Annotated in this window: 20 protein-coding genes; 11 read left to right on the top strand and 9 right to left on the bottom strand. The window is 69.1% G+C overall.

Features of this window, described 5'->3' with window-relative positions:
• Positions 1-62: 62 nt before the first annotated feature.
• Positions 63-1001: a tRNA (adenosine(37)-N6)-dimethylallyltransferase MiaA gene (miaA, locus tag AB0D12_RS28955; RefSeq protein ID WP_362688937.1), complete on the bottom strand. Its 939-nt coding sequence runs from the start codon at positions 999-1001 to the stop codon at positions 63-65.
• A gap of 182 nt (positions 1002-1183) precedes the next feature.
• Between miaA and AB0D12_RS28960 the strand changes: the two genes are divergently transcribed.
• Entirely contained in the window at positions 1184-1459 is a 276-nt protein-coding gene (locus AB0D12_RS28960) for a hypothetical protein (protein WP_362688940.1), read from the top strand.
• A gap of 33 nt (positions 1460-1492) precedes the next feature.
• Positions 1493-1729, top strand: coding sequence for an antitoxin (locus AB0D12_RS28965; RefSeq protein WP_327326467.1), 237 nt, complete (start codon positions 1493-1495; stop codon positions 1727-1729).
• A gap of 162 nt (positions 1730-1891) precedes the next feature.
• Here the strand turns inward: AB0D12_RS28965 and AB0D12_RS28970 are convergent, their stop codons facing one another.
• Together AB0D12_RS28970 and miaB are read right to left on the bottom strand one after the other, a co-directional pair.
• Complete coding sequence (locus tag AB0D12_RS28970; RefSeq protein ID WP_362688943.1) at positions 1892-2599, bottom strand: class III extradiol dioxygenase subunit B-like domain-containing protein; 708 nt, start codon at positions 2597-2599, stop codon at positions 1892-1894.
• Between the two features lie 82 nt (positions 2600-2681).
• Positions 2682-4172 carry a tRNA (N6-isopentenyl adenosine(37)-C2)-methylthiotransferase MiaB gene (gene miaB / locus AB0D12_RS28975; protein ID WP_362688946.1) on the bottom strand — a complete coding sequence of 497 codons (1491 nt, stop codon included), beginning with the start codon at positions 4170-4172 and terminating at the stop codon, positions 2682-2684.
• A 99-nt stretch (positions 4173-4271) separates the two neighbouring features.
• Between miaB and AB0D12_RS28980 the strand changes: the two genes are divergently transcribed.
• Entirely contained in the window at positions 4272-5270 is a 999-nt protein-coding gene (locus AB0D12_RS28980; RefSeq protein ID WP_362688949.1) for a TAXI family TRAP transporter solute-binding subunit, read from the top strand.
• A 53-nt stretch (positions 5271-5323) separates the two neighbouring features.
• On the opposite strand, the gene AB0D12_RS28985 is transcribed toward AB0D12_RS28980, so the two are convergent.
• Together AB0D12_RS28985 and AB0D12_RS28990 are read right to left on the bottom strand one after the other, a co-directional pair.
• Complete coding sequence (locus tag AB0D12_RS28985) at positions 5324-6715, bottom strand: HAMP domain-containing sensor histidine kinase (RefSeq protein WP_362688952.1); 1392 nt, start codon at positions 6713-6715, stop codon at positions 5324-5326.
• A gap of 15 nt (positions 6716-6730) precedes the next feature.
• Entirely contained in the window at positions 6731-7438 is a 708-nt protein-coding gene (locus AB0D12_RS28990; protein ID WP_362688955.1) for a response regulator transcription factor, read from the bottom strand.
• A gap of 251 nt (positions 7439-7689) precedes the next feature.
• Here AB0D12_RS28990 and AB0D12_RS28995 point away from each other — a divergent pair, with 251 nt between their 5' ends.
• From AB0D12_RS28995 to AB0D12_RS29030, 8 genes are all read left to right on the top strand, one after another.
• On the top strand, positions 7690-8475 hold the full coding sequence (locus AB0D12_RS28995; protein ID WP_362688958.1) for an amino acid ABC transporter ATP-binding protein: 786 nt from the start codon (positions 7690-7692) through the stop codon (positions 8473-8475).
• Positions 8476-8526: 51 nt separating this feature from the next.
• Positions 8527-9366 (top strand): glutamate ABC transporter substrate-binding protein, encoded by an 840-nt coding sequence (locus tag AB0D12_RS29000; protein ID WP_362688961.1) that lies wholly within the window; start codon positions 8527-8529, stop codon positions 9364-9366.
• Between the two features lie 77 nt (positions 9367-9443).
• Positions 9444-10109: an amino acid ABC transporter permease gene (locus AB0D12_RS29005; RefSeq protein WP_362689036.1), complete on the top strand. Its 666-nt coding sequence runs from the start codon at positions 9444-9446 to the stop codon at positions 10107-10109.
• Positions 10106-11026, top strand: coding sequence for an amino acid ABC transporter permease (locus AB0D12_RS29010; protein WP_362688964.1), 921 nt, complete (start codon positions 10106-10108; stop codon positions 11024-11026). Before AB0D12_RS29005 ends, AB0D12_RS29010 begins: the two co-directional genes overlap by 4 nt.
• 162 nt (positions 11027-11188) lie before the next feature.
• Entirely contained in the window at positions 11189-12805 is a 1617-nt protein-coding gene (locus tag AB0D12_RS29015) for an FAD-dependent monooxygenase (RefSeq protein ID WP_362688967.1), read from the top strand.
• A gap of 47 nt (positions 12806-12852) precedes the next feature.
• Complete coding sequence (locus tag AB0D12_RS29020; RefSeq protein ID WP_309544753.1) at positions 12853-12924, top strand: putative leader peptide; 72 nt, start codon at positions 12853-12855, stop codon at positions 12922-12924.
• Positions 12925-12994: 70 nt separating this feature from the next.
• Positions 12995-13531: a cysteine dioxygenase gene (locus tag AB0D12_RS29025; protein ID WP_362688970.1), complete on the top strand. Its 537-nt coding sequence runs from the start codon at positions 12995-12997 to the stop codon at positions 13529-13531.
• Entirely contained in the window at positions 13522-13914 is a 393-nt protein-coding gene (locus AB0D12_RS29030; protein WP_362689040.1) for a rhodanese-like domain-containing protein, read from the top strand. Before AB0D12_RS29025 ends, AB0D12_RS29030 begins: the two co-directional genes overlap by 10 nt.
• 414 nt (positions 13915-14328) lie before the next feature.
• Here the strand turns inward: AB0D12_RS29030 and recX are convergent, their stop codons facing one another.
• The 4 genes from recX to AB0D12_RS29050 form a co-directional block, all read right to left on the bottom strand.
• Entirely contained in the window at positions 14329-14910 is a 582-nt protein-coding gene (recX, locus tag AB0D12_RS29035) for a recombination regulator RecX (protein ID WP_362688973.1), read from the bottom strand.
• A 3-nt stretch (positions 14911-14913) separates the two neighbouring features.
• Positions 14914-16038 (bottom strand): recombinase RecA, encoded by a 1125-nt coding sequence (gene recA / locus AB0D12_RS29040; RefSeq protein WP_362688976.1) that lies wholly within the window; start codon positions 16036-16038, stop codon positions 14914-14916.
• Between the two features lie 290 nt (positions 16039-16328).
• A complete protein-coding gene (locus tag AB0D12_RS29045) occupies positions 16329-17498 on the bottom strand; it encodes an AI-2E family transporter (protein ID WP_362689043.1) in 1170 nt (389 codons plus the stop codon).
• Between the two features lie 283 nt (positions 17499-17781).
• Entirely contained in the window at positions 17782-17976 is a 195-nt protein-coding gene (locus tag AB0D12_RS29050) for a DUF3046 domain-containing protein (RefSeq protein WP_362688979.1), read from the bottom strand.
• Positions 17977-17980 lie beyond the last annotated feature (4 nt).

The following is a 17980-nucleotide window of genomic DNA, read 5'->3' on the forward strand; positions in this document are numbered from 1 at the left end:
CGATGATGGCACGCTCCAGGGTGCCGAAATGGCTGGCAGAGCGTCCCGATGCCATCACGTGATCAGGCTGTGACCGCTCGTTCGACCAACGTCAGCGCCTGGTGCGGAAGTTCCTCCCTGTGCTGGGCGGCGCCGCTCAGCCAGTGCACCCGCGGGTCTCGCCGGAACCAGGAGTCCTGGCGGCGCGCGAAGCGTTTCGTGGCGCGCACGGTCTCCTCGCGCGCCTCCTGGTCCGTGCACTCCCCCGCGAGCGCCGTGAGCACCTGCTGGTACCCGAGCGCACGCGAGGCCGTGCGCCCCTCGCGCAGACCTTGCGCCTCCAGCGCACGCACTTCGTCGACGAGACCCGCCTCCCACATCCGGTCGACCCGCAGCGCAATGCGCTCGTCGAGCTCGGGGCGTGCGACGTCGACGCCGATCTGGACGGTGTCGTACACGGCGTCATGGCCGGGGAGATTGGCGGTGAAGGGCTTGCCGGTGATCTCAATGACCTCGAGCGCCCGGACGATGCGGCGGCCGTTGCTGGGCAGGATGGCGCTGCCGGCCTCGGGGTCGGCGGTGGCGAGCCGGGCGTGCAGCGCACCTGAGCCGTGCTGCGTCAGCTCCTCCTCGAGCCGGGCACGGATCTCTGGGTCGGTGCCGGGGAATTCGAGGGCGTCGATGGCACCGCGTACGTAGAGCCCGGAGCCACCGACGAGCACGGGTGTACGGCCTTCGGCGAGCAGCAGGTCGATCTCCGCCCTGGCCAGCCTCTGATACTCGGCGACGCTCGCGGCCTCGGTGACGTCCCAGATGTCCAGGAGCCGGTGCGGGACGCCACCGCGCTCGTCGGTCGTCAGCTTGGCGGTACCGATGTCCATCCCTCGGTAGAGCTGCATGGAGTCGGCGTTGACGACTTCACCGCCCAACCGCTGGGCCAGGAAAACGCCCAGATCGGACTTTCCGGCCGCGGTGGGACCGACGATGGCGATGACCCGCGGTGCGGGAGCTGCACTTCTCACTGCCCCAGTCTCGCAAACCCGCGGGCATGTCCCCGAACGAGCGAGGTGACGGCACAGGGGCGGGTTCGTTGCCTGTTGCGAGGTTCCGAACGCCGGTTTTTGGGCCGGTGCCCGCGGGCGGCGCAATGGGACGCCCCGGGCGGCGCGGAACTTCGCCCACACGAGTAGGCTATGGAGCAGATATGGGCGTTTTTTCACGATTCCGTCGCAAGTCCAAGACGACTGCCGAGGCGTCAACCGAGGAGGTGGCTGTCAGCACTCCGACAGCCGAGTCCCCGGTTGAGGCCGATTCCGATGCCGAAGCGCCGAAGGACGCGGCGGCCGAGGTCACCGAAGCCGAAGAGGCTGAGGTCGCCGAGGCGGCCGAGGCCACGGCGGCCGAAGGTGTGGAGATTCCGAAGCAGCAGTCGGCCGAGGAGGCGGCGGACAACGAAGCCGGAGAGGGCGCCCGCAAGTAGTCCCCGGCGAGGGAACACGAGGGAAGGTGACCCATGGGCTTCAAGGACACGCTGAAAGCCAAGCTCACCCCGGCCAAGGACAAGGTCTCTGACCTCGCGCAGCAGCACGGTGGCAAGATCGAGCACGGTCTGGAGAGAGCCGCCAAGACGGTCGATCAAAAGACCAAGGGCAAGTACAGCAGCAAGATCGAGACTGGCACCGGCAAAGCCAAGAACGCCCTGGGCCGAATCGCCCACAAGGACGATGGCACGACGCCTCCGGCTTCCTGACATCACCGGCGGGCGGCCGCGGAGCGAAGAGTTCCGCGGCCGCCCGCCGATGTACGTCCGCTCGACGTCCTCGTTACGTCACGCCTCTACATCCTCGTTACGTCCGCCACGACGGGCGGTTTGCGGCTCCGGGTCCGCTACGACGGGGCGGCTCCACATCCGCTAGGACCAGGCGGCGACGAAGTAGCCGACGCCGTACGGTGCGTCCTCGTACAGCAGCTGTCCGGCCAGTCCCGCGTTCTCCGCGGCTCCCGCGAGTACCTGCCACGGAGCGCGGCCCGCCGCCTTGAGTTCGTACGCCAGTGACTCGTCCAGCGCCTTGAGCGCCTCGACATCGGCGGCGCCCAGCGCACGGGCGGTCTGTCCGTCGAAGTCCGCGGCCCGCTCGTCCAGATAGCCGGGGGCCTTGAGCGTGCGGCAGGCGCTGCCGTCACCCATCACCAGCAGCGCGACGCGGTCCGCCCTTGCGGCCAGTTCCCGTCCGACAGCCACGCAACGCTCACCGGCGAGCGGCTCGCCGACACCGAGGCCCTCCACCGGGGCGTCCGCCCACCGGGCGCGGGTGAGCAACCAGGCGCCGACGGCGAGCGAGGGCGGCAGCGGCCGCTCCTGGACCTCGCCCGCTCCGAGCCGTACGTCGAGGTCCACGCCGAACCCGTGGAAGGATCCGGTCGCGCCCGCGAGGTGGGGGCCGCGGCCGTCCTGCTCGGCAGGTCCGAGCACGACGAGCAGATCGGGCCGGGCGGCGGCGAGCACCCCGAGCGAATCGGCACACGCGGTCCGCGCGGTGTCGAGTTCCGGGGCGGCCCCGGCGGCGACGTCCGGGACCAGCAGCGGCGGACAGGGGCAGACGGCTGCGGCGACAAGCATGATCGCCAGAGTAGTCCGTACTCAGCCCGTCGCCCTGGCCGGCGGGCCTTCCAGCGGGCTGTGTGCCGTCCGCGGGTGTCCGTCAGTCGCAGCCGCACCCGGGCGCCTGAGCCGCCGGCAGCGGCTCGGGTGCGCCGATCTTCGGCAGGCCCAGCATCACGCCGGCCGGCTTCGCGGCAGCCGCGGCATTGCGCTTCTCCCAGGCGTCGCCCGCGCGGGTGGGACGTACGGAGTGCACAGCGCCCTCGGCGAGCAGGTGGTGCGGCGCGGCATAGGTGATCTCGACAGTCACCACATCGCCCGGGCGCACTTCCTCGTCCGGCTTGGTGAAGTGCACGAGGCGGTTGTCGGGGGCGCGCCCCGAAAGGCGGTGGGTGGCACCGTCCTTGCGGCCCTCGCCCTCGGCGACCATGACCTCCAGCGTCCGGCCGACCTGCCTCTTGTTCTCCTCCCAGGAAATCTCCTCCTGGAGGGCGACCAGGCGCAGATAGCGCTCCTGGACGACCTCCTTGGAGATCTGCCCCTCCATGGTGGCCGCCGGGGTGCCGGGGCGCTTGGAGTACTGGAAGGTGAAGGCGTTCGCGAAGCGCGCCTCGCGCACCGTGTGCATCGTCTGCTCGAAGTCCTCCTCGGTCTCGCCGGGGAAGCCCACGATGATGTCGGTGGAGATGGCGGCGTGCGGAATGGCCACGCGCACCTTCTCGATGATTCCGAGGAAACGCTCCTGCCGGTACGAGCGGCGCATCGCCTTCAGGATCGTGTCCGAACCCGACTGCAGCGGCATGTGCAGCTGCGGCATGACGTTCGGGGTCTCGGCCATCGCGGCGATCACGTCGTCCGTGAAGTCGCGCGGGTGCGGCGAGGTGAAGCGGACCCGCTCCAGACCGTCGATCCTTCCGCAGGCGCGCAGCAGCTTGGAGAACGCCTCGCGGTCGCCGATGTCGGAGCCGTACGCATTGACGTTCTGGCCGAGCAGGGTGATCTCGGAGACGCCCTCGGCGACAAGCGCCTCCACCTCGGCCAGGATGTCGCCGGGCCGGCGGTCCTTCTCCTTGCCCCGCAGCGCCGGGACGATACAGAAGGTGCAGGTGTTGTTGCAGCCGACCGAGATGGAGACCCACGCCGCATAGGCGGACTCACGGCGGGTCGGCAGCGTCGAGGGAAAGGCCTCGAGCGACTCCGCGATCTCGACCTGCGCCTCTTCCTGGATACGGGCGCGCTCCAGCAGCACCGGCAGCTTGCCGATGTTGTGCGTACCGAAGACGACGTCCACCCACGGCGCCCTGGTCACGATGGTGTCGCGGTCCTTCTGGGCCAGGCAGCCGCCTACGGCGATCTGCATCCCGGGCCGCTTGGTCTTCATCGGCGCGAGCCGGCCGAGATTGCCGTACAGCTTGTTGTCGGCGTTCTCCCGCACCGCGCAGGTGTTGAAGACGACGACATCGGCGTCACCGTCGGCGCCCTCGGGCGCACGCACATAGCCTGCGTCCTCCAGCAGGCCCGACAGCCGCTCGGAGTCGTGGACGTTCATCTGGCACCCGTAGGTGCGCACCTCGTAAGTTTTCGCACTCATCGCGCCCACCAGGGTACGGGGTCGTACCGACGCTCCGCCCCTCCCTTCCGCGAGGGAGGGCCTGGCCATTACAGGGAGTGAGCTGGCAGGATCGCGGCCATGTTCCCGGTCCTGTCCCGCATCAGCCGCCGCCGTGCCCTGCAGGGGTCGGCCGCTGCCCTGGTGGTGTTCGGGCTGCTGCTGTGGTGGCTGCTGCCCTTCGGCGAGACCTCGCCGCGCGGGACGCTGACCTTCAGCACCGGTTCGCAGAGCGGCGTCTATCAGCGGTACGGCGTGCTGCTGAAGGACGCACTCGCCCATGACCTGCCGGATGTGAAGATCGATCTGCGGACCAGTGAGGGCTCGCAGCAGAATCTCGCGCGGGTGGCCGCAGGCGAGGCCGACTTCACCATCGCCACGGCCGACGCCGTCGCCAAGTACAAGCGGGACGGCAAGCCGGGCGCCGCCCGGCTGCGCGGCTGTGCCCGGCTGTACGACGACTATGTGCAGCTCATCGTGCCGCGCGGCTCGCCGGTGATGTCGGTCCGGGATCTGCGCGACAAGCGGGTGGGCATCGGGCAGGAGGGGTCGGGTGTGAGGCTGGTCGCCGAGCGGCTGCTGAGGGCCTCAGGGATCGATCCGACGCGGGACATCACTCCGGTCCCGGCCGGAATCGACACGGTGCCCGGGCGGCTCGAAGCCGGCGAGCTCGATGCCTTCTTCTGGTCGGGCGGCCTGCCGACGGCGGCCATCGAAGAGCTGTCCGCGCGCTTCCAGATCCGGCTGGTCCCGCTGGAGGCCGATCTCGTCGAGAAGCTGCACGCCACAGGCGAGTCGACCAGCTACTACCGCTCCGCGGTGATGCCCGCCGACGCCTATCTCCAGGCGCAGAGCGGCGTGCCCGTGCCCACCGTGGCGGTGGCGAATCTGCTGGTCACCACGGACCGGATGGATCCGGCGATGACCGAGGGCTTCACCCGTACGGTGATCAACAGCCGGGACCGTATCGGCAATACGGTGCACCCTGCCCAGCTGGTGGATCTGCGGACCGCGGTCTACACGGATCCGCTGCCGCTGCACGAAGGCGCCCAGCGCTACTACCGCTCGGTCAAGCCGTAGCCCTGGCTGGGCGGCCGTCATCGCCGCCCAGTCAGGCCGTCGATACCGCCCGGTCAGGCCGTAGGAGACGTACGCGGGACAGTGACGGTCACCCGCAGTCCGCACGGCTCGTGATGCGCATACGCGATCGAGCCGCCGCCCGCCGTCAGCAGCGCGCGCGAGATGGACAGGCCCAGGCCAGAGCCCTTGACGTTCTGGTGGCGGCCGCTGCGCCAGAAGCGGTCGCCGATTCGGGCCAGCTCCTCGTCGGTCAGACCCGGACCTCCGTCGGTGATCACCACCGTGGAGCTCTCACCGTTGGAGGCGACCGAGACCGTGACCTCCTCGCCCTGCGGCGTGAACTTCAGGGCATTGTCGATCACCGCGTCCAGTGCGCTGGACAGCGCGACCGGATCGGCCCAGGCGGTGACCGCGGCGCCGTGTCCGGTCAGCCGGACGCCCTTCTCCTCGGCGAGGGGGCGCCACGCCGCGACCCGCTCGGCGGCCAGTTCGCCGATATCGGTGAGCTGGAGATCCGCGGAGGCGTGCTCGGCCAGCGCCAGGTCCAGCAGGTCGTCGAGGACCTGGGCGAGGCGCTTGCCCTCGGTGCGGACCGAGGCGATCTCCTCGTTGCCCGCGGGGAGTTCGAGTGCGAGGAGCTCGATCCGGAGCAGCAGTGCGGCGAGCGGGTTGCGCAGCTGGTGGGAGGCGTCGGCGACGAACGCCCGCTGCTGTTCGAGAACTTCTTCGACATTGTCGGCCATCTCGTTGAACGAACGGGCCAGGCGCCGGAGTTCCGGAGGTCCGCTCGCCGCCGCGACACGTGAGTTCATCTGCCCGGTCGCGATGTCGTGGGTGGCCGCGTCCAGGATGCGTACCGGCCGCAGCACCCAGCCCGTGAGGCGGAAGGCGGCGCCGACGGCCAGCAGCATCGCCGCGCCCTCGCCTGCCGCGATCAGCAGCCACCCCTGCAGCACGCGTGAACGCAGCTGGCCGGTGGGCGAGTCCGTGAACACCACGGCCACGACGTCCCCGTCCCGTACGACCGGTGAGGCGACGACGAGCCGGCCGCCCTGCTGCCACGGCCAGACCTGCGGCGGGTCATGGCTGCGCCGCCCCGACAGCGCCTCTTCGAAGGCCTGTCGGCCCTGGCCACTCAGCGGCACGGACCACGTCTCGGGGGCGCGTGCCATGGCGTCGCTGTCGCGGTAGAAGACGCCCGCACTGATGCCGTAGGTGTCGTGGTATCGGTCGAGCTGCTCCTGGAGCGTGGAGCGCCGCTCGTCGGCACCCGAGCGATCGGTGACGAACTGCGCGAGCGCCGCGAAGCGCACCGTGTCGTCGATCCGGTCGACGACGACCCGCTGCTGCTGTGCGGCGGCCACGCTCACGGCGAGCGGGAAGCCGAGCGCGAGCAGCACGCCCGCCATGAGGACGATGAGCAGCGGAAGAAGTCGGGTACGCACAGGGAGTTACGGGCCTTACGCGCCGACGGGAACGACGAGGCGGTAGCCGACGCCGCGCACGGTCTCGATCAGGGCGGGCATGCGGAGCTTGGAGCGCAGGGACGCCACATGCACCTCGAGCGTGCGGCCGGTCCCTTCCCAACTGGTCCGCCACACCTCGCTGATGATCTGCTCCCGGCGGAAGACGACGCCCGGCCGCTGCGCGAGCAGGGCCAGCAGGTCGAACTCCTTGCGGGTCAGCTGCACCGTCGCACCGTCGACGCTGACGCGGCGGGTGGGCAGTTCGATGATGACCCGGCCGAGCCGCAGCGCGTGATCGGCGGTGGCCGTAGCAGCTTCGTCTCCCGGCGCGGTACGCCGGCTGACGGCGTGGATGCGCGCGAGCAGCTCACCGGTGTCGTACGGCTTGACGACATAGTCGTCGGCCCCGAGGTTGAGCCCGTGTATCCGGGATCGGACGTCGGCCCGCGCGGTCACCATGATCACAGGGATCGAAGTGAGCTTCCTGATCTTGCCACAGACCTGGTAGCCGTCCTGGTCGGGCAGCCCCAGATCCAGCAGTACGACCCCGAAAGGCGGCTTGTGCGGATGCGTCGCGGGCAGCACGGCCTGCAGCGCCTCCTCGCCGTTGCGAGCGTGCACCACTTCGAAGCCGTGCCTTGCGAGCACGGCGGAGAGGGCGGCGGCGACATGGTCGTCGTCCTCGACGAGCAGCAGCCTCATGGCCCCCCTCCGGTCGTGCGGTCTTCTCCGATGTACCTGGGCATCAAGGCCGATTGTCGCCCAGACAGTCAAGGGGCACCCCGTTACAGGCGGTTTCCGTTACCCACCCGGTACGCCGATCACCTCCCCGTTCACGCATAGTGTCCGGTTGCAGCCGGATCGTTATCCTCAATTTCCGCTCAGATGTAATGACGCTGGTCGCACTAGGTGAATAGGGTCCTGCCAACCGAGGAGGACGGAGCAAGAAGCCGATGAGCGGAGTTTCAGTGACCAAGGGCGCCGAGGACGCAGTGCCCACCGCGGGCGACCTGGTCGTGCTGAGCAACGTCAACAAGCACTTCGGCGCGCTGCATGTGCTCCAGGACATCGACCTGACCATCGCCCGTGGCGAGGTCGTGGTTGTCATCGGGCCCTCCGGGTCCGGGAAGTCCACGCTGTGCCGCACGATCAACCGCTTGGAGACGATCGACTCAGGTGCGATCTCGATCGACGGCAAGCCGCTGCCCGATGAGGGCAAGGAGCTGGCCAGGCTGCGTGCCGACGTGGGGATGGTCTTCCAGTCGTTCAACCTCTTCGCGCACAAGACGGTGCTCGAGAACGTGATGCTGGGCCAGCTCAAGGTCCGCAAGATGGACAAGAAGGCTGCCGAGGAGAAGGCGCGCGCCCTGCTCGACCGGGTCGGCGTGGCCACGCAGGCGGACAAGTACCCGTCCCAGCTCTCCGGTGGTCAGCAGCAACGTGTCGCCATCGCACGGGCGTTGGCGATGGATCCCAAGGTGATGCTCTTCGACGAGCCGACCTCCGCGCTCGACCCCGAGATGATCAATGAGGTGCTGGAGGTCATGCAGCAGCTCGCCCGGGACGGCATGACCATGGTCGTCGTCACTCATGAGATGGGATTCGCGCGCTCGGCCGCCAACCGGGTCGTGTTCATGGCCGACGGCAAGATCGTCGAAGAGGCCACGCCCGACAACTTCTTCAGCAACCCGCGCAGTGACCGCGCCAAGGACTTCCTGTCGAAGATCCTGCACCACTGAGTCCCGGATCAGCTGATCACCCACATCGCGTCAACCCAGGGGAAAGTCACCATGAAGCTTCGCAAGGTCACCGCCGCTTCGGCCGCTGTGCTCGCACTCTCTCTGGCCGCCACCGCCTGCGGCTCCAACGACAAGGACAGCGCCGGCTCGGGCAGCGGCAAGAAGATCACGATCGGCATCAAGATCGACCAGCCGGGCATCGGCCTGAAGACGCCTGACGGCAAGTACACCGGCTTCGACGTCGACGTCGCCACATACGTCGCCAAGGAGCTCGGCTACGACGCCAAGGACATCACCTTCAAGGAGACGAAGAGCGCCGACCGCGAGACGGCGATCGAGCGCGGTGACGTCAAGTTCATCGCCGCCTCTTACTCGATCAACGACAAGCGTCTGGCGAAGGTCGACTTCGCCGGTCCCTACCTGCTGGCCCACCAGGACATCCTGGTCCGCGCCGACGACGACAAGATCAAGTCCCCGGCGGACCTGAACAACAAGAAGCTGTGCTCGGTCACCGGCTCGACCTCCGCCACGAACGTCAAGGAGAAGCTCGCACCGAAGGCTCAGCTGCAGGTGTACGGCGGCTACTCCGAGTGCCTGACCGGCCTGGAGAACAAGGTCATTGACGCGCTGACCACCGACGACTCCATCCTCGCCGGTTACGCCTCGCAGGACTCGGCCAAGGGCAAGTTCAAGCTGGCCGGCTTCAAGCTGAGCAACGAGAACTACGGCATCGGCCTGAAGAAGGGCGACGCCGACCTGAAGAAGAAGATCGACGCGGCCCTTACCAAGATGGTCTCGGACGGCTCCTGGGAGAAGGCCGTGAAGGCCAACTTCGGTCCGGCGAACTACAAGAACGAGACCGCCCCGAAGATCGGCAACATCGTCAAGTAGTGAAGCAGGGCTGACGAGGTGCGCCGCCGCTGATGGCGGCGCGCCGGGCCCTCCCACACGCGGAAGCGCGGGAGATCGTGTTCGACTTTCTTGAAGGTTACGACCTACTGGGGGCCTTCTGGGTGACGGTGCAACTCGCCGTCTACTCCGCCCTCGGTTCCCTGATATGGGGAACGCTATTGGCCGGCATGCGGGTCAGCCCGGTCCCCCTGATGCGCGGTTTCGGTACCACTTATGTGAACGTGGTCCGGAACATCCCCCTGACCGTGATCATCCTCTTCACCTCGCTGGGCCTGTTCCAGACGCTGAGCGTCACCCTCGGGGCGGAGGACTTCGAGACGATCAACTTCAGGCTGGCGGTGCTCGGTCTGATCGCTTACACCTCCGCCTTCGTGTGCGAGGCGTTGCGGTCGGGCATCAACACGGTCCCCACCGGCCAGGCGGAGGCAGCGCGCGCCCTCGGGCTGAGCTTCACCCAGGTGTTGCGGATGATCATCCTCCCGCAGGCCTTCCGCTCGGTCGTCAACCCGCTGGCCAATGTGCTGATCGCCCTGACCAAGAACACCACGGTGGCCGCCGCGATCGGTGTTCTCGAGGCCGCGAACCTGATGAAGACCATGATCGAGGCTGAGGCCCAACTCATCATGATCTCAGCTGTCTTCGCGTTCGGATTCATCTGCCTCACCCTCCCGACCGGACTGATCCTCGGCTGGGTGAGCAAGAAGGTGGCGGTGAAGCGATGACGTCCGTCCTTTATGACGCACAGGGGCCGCGCGCCAAGCAGCGCAACATCCTGTACACGGTGTTGTTCCTGCTCGCCCTCGCGGGCGTGCTGTGGTGGGTGTACGACAGCCTCAACTCCAAGCACCAGCTCGACTGGATCAAGTGGAAGCCGTTCTTCACCAGCAGCCAGCCGTGGGAGACGTACCTCTGGCCGGGGCTTGAGAACACGCTCATCGCCGCGGGCCTCGCCCTGGTGATCGCACTGCCCCTCGGAGCGCTGTTCGGCATCGGCCGGCTCTCCGATCACCTGTGGGTGCGCATGCCGTCCGGCATTGTCGTGGAATTCTTCCGCGCCATCCCGGTTCTGGTCCTGATGATCTTCGCGAACGAGCTGTACTCCGAGTTCGACAACATCAGTGCCGACCAGCGTCCCCTGTACGCCGTGGTCACAGGTCTCGTCCTCTACAACGCCTCGGTGCTCGCCGAGATCGTACGGGCCGGAATCCTGTCCCTCCCCCAGGGCCAGACCGACGCGTCCAAGGCGATCGGTATGCGCAAGGGCCAGACGATGCGGTACGTGCTGCTGCCGCAGTCGGTGACCGCCATGCTGCCCGCCATCGTCAGCCAGATCGTGGTCATCGTGAAGGACACCGCCCTCGGCGGCGCGGTGCTGACCTACTCCGAACTGCTGGCATCCGCTCGTCCGATGAGCGCCAACTACGGCGCGAACACCATCGCGTGTTTCACCGTGATCGCCCTGATCTACATCGCGGTGAACTTCACGCTCACCTCGTTCGCGAGCTGGCTGGAGGGCCGTCTGCGGCGCGGCAAGAAGAGCACGGGCGCGGTCGTGGGCCCCGGAACCCTCGAGGAGACGGCGGCCCCGATCTCGGTGTCGGGTGACTTCAAGTCCGGCGCCGGAGGCGGCGGGATCTGACGGTACGGATCCTCAGGCTCCACGGGGGCGGCGGCGCGGGTTGCGTCGCCGCCCCCGTCACTTGACGAGGGCACCCGCAATAGGTTGCATACGTTCTGTGATCGCGCACCGGGCTCCCATCTCACCTTCCCGCACGACCCTCCGGGCCCGAGGAGTCACGCCGTGGACCCGGTGATCATCGTCGGCGCCGGGCCGGTCGGGCTCGCGTTCTCGCTGGCCCTTGCCACGCAAGGTGTCCCTTCCGTCGTACTCGACGAGGGCACGGGCAAGGACGAGCCGCGCCCCGCACGCACGGTCGTACTGCGGCCCGACACCGCGGCGATGGTGGAACGGCTCGGCTGTGCCACCGTCCGTGCCGAAGGAGCCCGCTGGACCGGCTGGCGCTCGATGCGGCGCAAGCAGGACGTACGGCAGCTCGTACTCGGCGACGACGGCGCTCCCGCGCCGCTGCACATCCCCCAGCACGCTCTCACCCGCGGACTGCGCAACGCCGTCGCCGGGCAGCAGCTGATCCGGCTCGTCACCGACAGTCGTCTGGACTCGCTGGAGCAGGACGCGACCGGGATCAGTGTGCACACCCGCGGGCCCGGGGCGACCTGGTGGCGCGGAAGCCATCTGGTCGGCTGTGACGGTGCCAGGTCGACGGTCCGCAAGCTGCTGGGCATCCGCTTCCCGGGGCGTACGGCGGTGGAACGGCATGCCGTCGCCGCCCTGCGTACCGAACTTCCCTGGCCCGACGAGGGGTTGCTGCACCGCCGGCCGCCGTGGCGCACAGGCGGCGACGAGGTCACGGCCCGCCCGCTGCCGGACGGTGTCTGGCGTCTTGACTGGCTGCTGCCGCCCCGCGGTGAACTGGTCACCCCCGACACCCTGGTGGCGCGGTTGCGGGACACCCTGGCCGGCTGGTGCGGTGAGACACCTCCGTACGAACTGCTCGACACCGGCGTCTACACCCTGCACCACCGGCTCGCCCGGCGCTGGCGTGTGGACCGGGCCTTCCTCGCGGGCGATGCCGCCCATCTGCTCGGCGCGCTCGGCACCCAGGGCCTCGACGAAGGGCTGCGGGACGCCGACAACCTGGCGTGGAAGCTGGCGCACATCTGGCACCACGGCGCGTCAGAGCCGCTGCTCGACAGCTATCAGGCGGAGCGGCGCGCCGCCGTCGCCGCGCGGCTGCGCGCCGCCGACCAGTCGCTGCCCATACTGCGCGGCGGCAGCGCGCTGCGTACGTACTTCCCGGGCAGCGCGCGCGGGCACGACACCCTGCTCACCGACGGCCATCTGGGGCACGGCCCATTGGGTGCGCCCCCCGTTTACACGCACTCCCCCCTCGCACCTGAGTACGCCGACGCGCAGACGCTCGTCGGCACGGAGGCGGGCGCGCCGGTCGCCGATGTACGGGTGACCGTGCCCGACGGGGCCAGCGCACGGCTGCGGGACAGGCTGGGGCAGGGGCAGCTGCTGGTGGTGCTGGTCGCGCCGGGGACCGGGGTGTGGGACCGGCGGCACTGGGTGAGCGCGGGCGTGATGCCGCGGCTGGCGGCGGCGGTCACCGCGCTGCCGGTGCGGGCGGAGCTGCTGGTGACGGAGAGCTACCCGGGCGCATCCGCGCACACCGTGCTGCTGGTGCGGCCCGACGGGCACCTGGTCGCGTCGTTCACGGGGGTGCGGCCTGCGGAGCTGTACGCGGCGGCGGACGCGGCGCGTGGCGGCGCTCCCTCAGCGCTGCACGGCGCTCCCTCGGCGGTACACAGGGACCGCACTGCGGACATCAATTGACCCTCGAGGGTCGACATGGTGTACTCCGGAGCGTGACTGACACCAATGTGCGCCTGTGGCGGAGGGTCCATATGGACCTCGTCCGCTATGCGGGCTGCGTGTGTCGTCCGTCCTGCTGAATTCGCCTTCCTCGCACGCTGTGGCCTGCTGAGCCCGCGCGCTCTCCCGCGAACTTCCAGGACGGTTTCCGTGTCCCAGCCTGTCTCTGCCCCTGTGGTCACCCGTGACTCGAGCGCGCCGACCTCCGCCGAGCTGCTCGACTTCGTGCGGCGCTGCGCCGCCGACAACGACCTCATCGCCTCGCTCCCACTCGATCCCGAGGGCCGTACCTGGGTACGGCTCGAGGGTCCGGGCGGCAGTGAGGCATGGCTGATCGGCTGGCCGCCGGGGACGGGCACCGGTTGGCACGACCACGCCGAATCGTTCGGCGCGTTCGCCACGGCCGCGGGCGAGTTGAAGGAGAACGCCCTCGCCGTGCGGCTGCCCGCGAGTGGATGGAAGACCCTGGAACTGAACGAAGGGGTCGACCGCGAGAGGCAGTTGGCGGCGGGCAAAAGCCGGGCCTTCCGTACACACCATGTGCACGAGGTGCTGAACGAGTCGGCCACCGACCATGCCGTATCGGTCCATGCGTACTATCCGCCGCTGCCGCTGATCCGGCGCTTCAGCCGGTCCGGCGCGGTGCTCCGTCTTGAGCATGTCGAGCGTCCGGAGGACTGGCAGTGAGCGAGCGGATCGGGATCGACGAGCTTCTGGAGCGGGTGCGGGAGAACCTGGACCGGGTCGAGCCGAAGGAAGCCTTCGAGGCGGCCGCAGACGGGGCGCTGCTGGTGGACATCCGGTACGCGGCGCTGCGCGAGCGGGACGGGCTGATTCCTGGTGCGCTGATCGTCGAACGCAATGAGCTGGAGTGGCGGCTGGACCCGCAGGGCAGCCACCGTGCGCCGGAGGCGGTAGGTCACGATCTGCGGGTCGTGGTGATCTGCAACGAGGGCTACGCGTCGTCTCTCGCGGCCGTGTCCTTGCGGCAGTTGGGCATCCATCGCGCGACGGACCTGGTCGGCGGCTTCCAGGCCTGGAAGACCGCGGGCCTGCCGGTCGAGCCGTAAGTACGTGGGGAGCGGGCCGGTCCTGCGGTCCTGCTTGGCGGTGGCCAACTCGGTGGCGAGCATGCCGCTGGGTGGGGGCGGCGCCAGGACGCGGGCCGGGGTCGCGTCCAGGAGCCCGCATGTCCGGGAGTCGGCGCGGGCGGCGGTGGTTGCCCCAGCCACGGGCGCGGCGTAGGCGCAGCCCTGGACGCACCCCCGGGCAGGCGCGGCGTAGGCGCAGCCCTGGACAGCATCCTCGGCACGGGCACGGCGTAGCCCGCGGCGCGGGCGCAGCTGGACGCACCCCTGGTGCGGGCGCACCGAAGGCGCAGCCCTGGACGCACCCCTGGTGCGGGCGCACCGAAGGCGCAGCCCTGGACGCACCCCTGGTGCGGGCGCACTGCAAGCCCAGGCGCGCAGCCCGCGGCGGCCGGGCTAGAAGCCGTCGCCCTCCAGGTCGTCCGTGTCCTCGCCCTCTTCTTCCAGGGCGCGCTTGACCACCCGGAGGGCCGTGCCCTCGGGGTACCCCTTGCGGGCGAGCATGCCGGCCAGGCGGCGCAGACGACGGTCGCGGTCGAGGCCGCGGGTGGAGCGGAGTCTGCGGGCGACCAGTTCGCGGGCGGTCTCCTCCTCCTGCTCGGGGTCGAGCTGCCCGACCGCCTCGTCGATCACCGCGGAGTCCACGCCCTTGGTACGCAGCTCCCGTGCAAGAGCGCGCCGGGCGAGGCCCCGGCCGTGGTGCCGGGACTCTACCCATGCGTCCGCGAAGGCCGCGTCGTTGATCAGGCCCACGTCCTCGAAGCGTGAGAGGACCTCCTCGGCCACCTCCGAGGGGATCTCACGCTTGTGCAGCGCGTCCGCGAGTTGCTTGCGCGTGCGCGGGGTCCCGGTGAGCAGGCGCAGACAGATCGCCCGCGCCCGCTCGGCCGGATCCTGGGGTGGCGGCTCCCCCTTCTCGGCCCTCGACGAGAAAGGGGGGCCGCTGTCCGGGTCCGGCCAGTCCGTTCGCCGTGCCACGGGTCAGCTCTTGGGCGCCGAGGCCTTGGTCGCCTTGGTGGCCTTCGCCGCCGGGGCGGGCACCTTCGCCGCGTCCTCGGCGCCCGCGGCACCTGCTGCGTCCGCGCCCGGCTCGGCCGTCGGAGCCTCCGGCTTGACGCCGACGCCCAGCTTCTCCTTGATCTTCTTCTCGATCTCATTGGCGAGATCGGGGTTGTCCTTCAGGAAGTTACGGGCGTTCTCCTTGCCCTGGCCCAGCTGGTCGCCCTCGTACGTGTACCAGGCGCCCGCCTTCCGTACGAAGCCGTTCTCCACGCCCATGTCGATCAGGCCGCCCTCGCGGCTGATGCCCTGGCCGTACAGGATGTCGAACTCGGCCTGCTTGAAGGGCGGCGCGACCTTGTTCTTGACGACCTTGACGCGGGTGCGGTTGCCGACCGCGTCCGTGCCGTCCTTCAGGGTCTCGATACGACGGATGTCGAGCCGCACCGAGGCGTAGAACTTCAGTGCCCGGCCACCGGTCGTGGTCTCCGGCGAGCCGAACATCACACCGATCTTCTCGCGGAGCTGGTTGATGAAGATCGCGGTGGTCTTGGACTGGTTCAGCGCGCTGGTGATCTTCCGGAGCGCCTGGCTCATCAGCCGCGCCTGCAGACCGACGTGCGAGTCGCCCATCTCGCCCTCGATTTCCGCGCGCGGCACCAGCGCCGCGACGGAGTCGATGACGATCAGGTCGAGGGCGCCGGAGCGGACGAGCATGTCGACGATCTCGAGCGCCTGCTCGCCGTTGTCCGGCTGGGACAGGATCAGGTTGTCGATGTCGACGCCCAGCTTCTTCGCGTACTCGGGGTCGAGGGCGTGCTCGGCGTCGATGAAGGCCACCGAACCGCCCGCCTTCTGGGCGTTGGCCACGGCGTGCAGCGTGAGGGTGGTCTTACCGGAGGATTCCGGTCCGTACACCTCCACCACGCGGCCGCGCGGCAGGCCGCCGACGCCGAGCGCGACGTCGAGCGCGGTCGACCCTGTGGGGATGACCTCGATGGGCTCGTTCGGCCGCTCGCCCAGGCGCATCACCGCGCCCTTGCCGAATTGCCGTTCAATCTGTGCGAGCGCGGCGTCGAGCGCCTTCTCGCGGTCGGTTCCTGCCATGGGTTCCACCCGATTTACTTGAGTCGATCGCTTCACGTCAAAGACGCTAACCCCTGCCACTGACAATGGGCGCCGACGTCCTTCCAGCCTGTGGATAACTCTCGGAAACCGAGGGCCGGAATCCCATAAGAATGGATGTTCGATTTTGGTGTCAAGCGCACCACCCGGCACACCGGTCGGCCCGCCGAACCGCGCATCACACGGCTCGTCGCCCGGCTCGCCACGCAAGCCGGTGCCTTCCGGCACGGGGCGACCCGCCCCTCCCGTCTCCGACGGCCGGGAGTCCTGCTTCAGGCCCCGTCGTCGGTGTCCGCTCCGGCATGCCGCCCGCCTGCGCCGGCGACCGGAGCGTTACGGCCCTTTCGCAGCGCGTGCCGCACCCGCGCGAACATCCTTCCGTCGCGCAGCCGGTGGCCATGCACACGCGGATCGTCGGTCACGGCGTACCGCTTCACATACGCGCCGAGGAACGCCTGGAGGGTGGCCACCGCCGGGATCGCGATCAGCGCGCCGACCGCTCCCAGCAGCGCTGTGCCCGCGACAACCGAGCCGAAGGCCACCGCCGGGTGTATGTCGACGGTCTTCGAGGTGAGCTTGGGCTGCAGCACATAGTTCTCGAACTGCTGGTAGATCACGACGAATCCGAGCACCCACAACGCGTACCAGGGGTTGACGGTGAAGGCGATCAGCATCGGCAACGCGCCCGCCAGATACGTACCGATGGTCGGGATGAACTGCGAGACCAGACCGACCCAGACCGCGAGCGCCGGGGCGTACGGCACACCCAGGATCTCCAGCAGGATGTAGTGCGCGATGCCGGAGATCAGAGCCATCAGGCCGCGCGAGTAGAGGTATCCGCCGGTCTTGTCGACCGCGATCTCCCAGGCGCGCAGCACCTCTGTCTGCTTGGCCGGCGGCAGTACGGAGCAGATCGCGCGGCGCAGCCGGGGCCCGTCGGCCGCGAAGTAGAACGAGAACAGGAAGATCGTCAGCAGCTTGAAAAGCCCGCCGAGCACGGTGGCGGAGATGTCCAGCACTCCGCTCGCGCTGTTCTGGACGTACTTCCGCAGCCAGTCCGAGCGCAGCAGGCTGTCCTGGACCTCCACCCGGGAGAGCTCGGTGTGGAAGGTGTCGTTGATCCAGCGGATCACCGAGTCGAGGTACTTGGGGAAGTCCTCGACCATGTCGACGATCTGGCCCGCCAGCATCGAGCCGAGCAGCACGATGAAGCCGGCACCCGCGATCAGTACGGCGAAGAAGACCAGGAAGGTGGCGAGGCCGCGGCGCATGCCGCGCGCTGCCATCCGGCCGACCGCCGGTTCGATCGCCAGCGCCAGGAAGAAGGCGATCAGGATATTGATCAGCAGCCCGATGAGCTGGTGGAAGGCCCAGCTGCCGAGCTGGAAGCAGGCGAACAGCGCCAGCGCGAGCACCATGGCACGCGGCAGCCAGCGGGGCATACGGCCGGAGCCACCGGGGCCGCCCTCAGGCGCGGGAGGCGGCACGGTCGGTGGGGTCGTGTCCTGAGCGGCTATGCCTTCGGCGGCTATGCCCTCGGCAGGCACGTCCTGGTCGGGCACGTCCTCAGCGGTCATGTCCTGGTCGGTCTTGTCGGTCGGGGCCACGCGGCCAGTGTCGCCCATGGTTGCCGGGGGTAATCGGCCGCCCCGTATCTCACCGCTCCTCCCACCGATTTCCGGCCGCTCGTCCCGTCGCTCGCGTAACCATGCGCCGCCACTCGCCTCAGCGTTTGTCCGCGGGGATTCCGACGCCGGCGCAGACTCCGCGCCACACATCCTTCGTCTCCCAGCCGGCGGCCAGCGCCTCATGGACCGTACGGCCCCCGAGCTCGGCCATCACATGGTCGCGCGCGAAGGAATCGGCGTACGCCTGACCGAAGTGGTCCGCCATCCGCTCCCAGAAAATCGTCAACCGCATGACC

Source organism: Streptomyces sp. NPDC048479 (assembly GCF_040651435.1).
In the GTDB taxonomy this organism is placed as follows: Bacteria; Actinomycetota; Actinomycetes; order Streptomycetales; family Streptomycetaceae; genus Streptomyces.

Bases quoted from the DNA above. Each gene is read 5' to 3' on its own strand.
- AB0D12_RS29045 (WP_362689043.1), bottom strand. From the start codon at position 17,498: ATGCCCCGCTGGCTGCCGCGTGCCATGGTGCTCGCGCTGGCGCTGTTC.
- recA (WP_362688976.1), bottom strand. From the start codon at position 16,038: ATGGCAGGAACCGACCGCGAGAAGGCGCTCGACGCCGCGCTCGCACAG.
- AB0D12_RS29050 (WP_362688979.1), bottom strand. From the start codon at position 17,976: ATGCGGTTGACGATTTTCTGGGAGCGGATGGCGGACCACTTCGGTCAG.
- AB0D12_RS29000 (WP_362688961.1), top strand. From the start codon at position 8,527: ATGAAGCTTCGCAAGGTCACCGCCGCTTCGGCCGCTGTGCTCGCACTC.
- AB0D12_RS28990 (WP_362688955.1), bottom strand. From the start codon at position 7,438: ATGAGGCTGCTGCTCGTCGAGGACGACGACCATGTCGCCGCCGCCCTC.
- AB0D12_RS28995 (WP_362688958.1), top strand. From the start codon at position 7,690: ATGAGCGGAGTTTCAGTGACCAAGGGCGCCGAGGACGCAGTGCCCACC.
- AB0D12_RS28970 (WP_362688943.1), bottom strand. From the start codon at position 2,599: ATGCTTGTCGCCGCAGCCGTCTGCCCCTGTCCGCCGCTGCTGGTCCCG.
- AB0D12_RS28960 (WP_362688940.1), top strand. From the start codon at position 1,184: ATGGGCGTTTTTTCACGATTCCGTCGCAAGTCCAAGACGACTGCCGAG.
- AB0D12_RS29010 (WP_362688964.1), top strand. From the start codon at position 10,106: ATGACGTCCGTCCTTTATGACGCACAGGGGCCGCGCGCCAAGCAGCGC.
- miaB (WP_362688946.1), bottom strand. From the start codon at position 4,172: ATGAGTGCGAAAACTTACGAGGTGCGCACCTACGGGTGCCAGATGAAC.
- AB0D12_RS28965 (WP_327326467.1), top strand. From the start codon at position 1,493: ATGGGCTTCAAGGACACGCTGAAAGCCAAGCTCACCCCGGCCAAGGAC.
- AB0D12_RS28980 (WP_362688949.1), top strand. From the start codon at position 4,272: ATGTTCCCGGTCCTGTCCCGCATCAGCCGCCGCCGTGCCCTGCAGGGG.